Annotated in this window: 2 pseudogenes; both read right to left on the reverse strand. The window is 65.1% G+C overall.

The window, feature by feature from the left end:
• Positions 1–1,723, reverse strand: a pseudogene (locus tag FE811_RS28875) (recombinase family protein); the annotation flags it as partial.
• 912 nt (positions 1,724–2,635) lie between these two features.
• Positions 2,636–3,053, reverse strand: a pseudogene (locus FE811_RS26290) (AAA family ATPase); the annotation flags it as partial.

Raw genomic sequence — 3,053 nt, forward strand, 5'->3', positions numbered from 1 at the left:
CAGGTTCAAATCCTGCCCCCGCAACCAAAGATAATTGCGAAACCTCCGTAGCACAAAGCGCGGAGGTTTTTGCGTTTCTACGCCCGGGCTTCCGCGATACCGCCATCCGACCCAGCAGGTTGTCCAGCGCCTCGGCCTCCGACAGGAAGTCGGGGTTCTTCTTGCCGGCAGCAAAGCGCAAGATGGCACCGAGATCGCCGCGCAGCACGATGGCCAGTTCGCCACCCTCCGGCACCAGCGTCACCTGGTCGACCAGCGAGCGCAGGATCTCCGCTGCCTGCGCGCGGCTGTCTTCGTGCTGCAGGTTCTCGGAAAGCTCCCCGATGCGTTGGGCATAAAGCGCCGCCATGTTCGGGTGCAGCAGGGGCGGCGGCTCGTCGGCATTGGCCAGTTTTGCGGTCAACTCGGCCTTGCGGGCTTCCAGCCGCTTCATGTCGTCGACGATGGCCTGGATCGGACCGCCGGCCTTCAGTGCCGCCAGCAGCTTCGACAGTTCCCGGTCGATACGGGGAAGCTCGTCGCGCATGGCGATCAGATCTGCGCCGCGCTCCATGCGCAGCCGGTTCACCTCTTTGGTGAACTCGGCGCAGAACTCGCGGAACAGCTCCGGCTCCATCAGGTGTTTCCTGAGCCCGTTCAGGATCGAGGCCTCGAGCGCGTCGCGGCGGATGTTGACCCGGTTGTCGCAGGTGCCCTTGTTGCGTGCCGTCGAGCAGCCCAGAAGATCCTTCGAGATCATCGAATAGCCGCCCCCGCAGCAGCCGCATTTGACCAGGCCGGCGAAGAGGTGCTTTGGGCGCCGCCGGTCGTTCAGCGGATTGCCTTCCGGCCGCGTGCGGGTCGAGAAGGCGAGTTCGCCCTGCCGCGCCTTGACCGCGTCCCAGAGGTTTTGGTCGACGATGCGCAGGTCGGGCACGTCCTAGATCACCCATTCGCTTTCCGGGTTGAGCCGCGAGACCCGGCGACCGGTGTCGGGATCCTTGACGAAGGACTGCCGGTTCCAGACCAGCCGGCCGACATAAAGCTCGTTGTTCAGAATCCCGGTGCCGCGTTCGCGGTTGCCATGGATGGTCGACGGCCCCCATTCCCGGCCCATCGGACCGGGCACGCCCTCGCGGTTCAGCGTCATGGCGATGGTGCGCGACGACAGCCCGGCGTTGTATTCGGTAAAGATGCGGCGGATGACGGCGGCCTGCGCCGCGTTGATGGTGCGGTCGCCGCGGATCGGCTCGCTGTGGGCGTCGAACTTCTTGACCACGTCGTAGCCGTAGGAGTTGCCGCCGCCGGACTTGCCGTCCTCGACCCGGCCACGCAGGCCCCGGCGGGTCTTGGCGGCCAGGTCCTTGATGAACAGCGCGTTCATTGTGCCCTTGAGGCCGATATGCATCTCATCGATGCGGCCCTCGGCCAGGGTCTCGATGGCCACGCCGGCGAAGGTCAGGTTCTGGTAAAGCGCCGCGATATCGGCCTGGTTGCGGCTGAGCCGGTCGAGGGCTTCCGAGATCACGACGTCGAAGCGCCGCTCGCGGGCATCCTGTTGCAGGCGCTGGATGCCGGGACGCATCAGCGAGGCGCCGGAGGTGGCGGCGTCCTCGTAGCTGCCGACGATCTGCCAGCCGGCGCGGGCGGCGCGTTCGCGGCAGAGCCGGATCTGGTCCTCGATCGACGAGGCCGATTGCAGGTCGGAGGAGTAGCGGGCGTAGATGACGGCGCGCAGGGTCATGGGCGGATCTCCGTGCGGAGGGGCAGGTCAATCGTCAGGCGCGCCGCGTTCGGCGGCGCGATCGGCGCGGGCGGCATCGCGGGCGAGCGCCCGGATGAGGGCGAGCAATTGGTCGTGATGCGGCGCGGGCTGCCGATTCCCGGCAAGGGCTTTGTCGGTGGTGTCAGCCGAAGGGGCCGAAGCAGAGGGGCCGGGAGAGGCCGAAGCGGCGGCCGCTTTTGCGGCGCCGTCCTTCCTGGCAATATCTCTCCGGTCTCGCACCATGGGCCGAGTTTCTCCCTGCGCCTGAGGGCAAGGCCCGTCGGCGTTCGATGATGATGATTCTGGGCGGGGATGAGCCCGCTGCTGCTCAGATGATCATAGGGCATGGGCACGGCTCTCTCAGGGCAAAACACGGCTCTCGTGTCATGTGAATGTGGATAACCAGCTGAAAATACGGAAATCTCACTCTCAAGAGGGGCGGGCCGGAGATGACTGTCGTTCCTGGATTTGCGCGACCACCGCATCTGGACCGGCCCACGAGGCAATAGCCGGGCGAAGCGGAACATCGGGCGCGAATTATCCGGATTTTTGGAATGCGCTGGCGGGACAATGATGCCCTCCAGCACACCGTGCCAAAAGACAGCACTCCGGGCGCCGCTGTCCTTCTCGCTCCTGCTGCGAGTTTGCGGAAACGTCGGATGTATTCCGGGTCTTTTGATTTTTTGGTTCCTGGTCTTTGCGTTCTTTCTTTTTTATCCCGTGGACATGGAGTGGGCGGCGGGCAGGGCCCGCCGCTGGGAGTGCTGTCTTTGTTTTTAAGGTTTTGAACTGGCGGCTTTGCCGCTCTCTTTGGTTTTTTGTCTTATGTTTACGGGGAGCACGCTTTGATGGGGTGATGCGTGATCCTCGGGGGGTGTCTCCCCTCTGTCTCTATTGCGGTTGCGGCGCGGGGCGCGCGTCACGGTCTTCGTCCGGTGCAGCATTGTCCACACGCGCGAGCCAGTCCTGCACCTCGGCGCGGTCCATGTCGCGCGATGCCATCAGGGCTTCGGCCATCTCCTCGAGCAGATTGCGATGGACGCTGAGGATCCGGACAGCACGCTTCTCGGCAGCCTCCAGTTCGCGGCGCACACGGAAAAGCATGTCGGGGTCAAGGGCGAGCAGGGTCTCGGGATCGGCGGTCCAGACCGGGCCGTGGCCTCCCAACCCGTATCGCATCTGGATTCCCGAAGCGATGGCGGTGGCCATTGCCAGATCGGAGTCGGCGCTGCCGCCCGCACCGGCCGAAACATCGCCGAGGATCAGACGCTCGGCGGCACGCCCGGCCAGCAATTGCACCAGACGATCC

It is taken from the genome of Paracoccus sp. FO-3, from assembly GCF_006386455.1.
Lineage (GTDB): Bacteria > Pseudomonadota > Alphaproteobacteria > Rhodobacterales > Rhodobacteraceae > Paracoccus > Paracoccus versutus.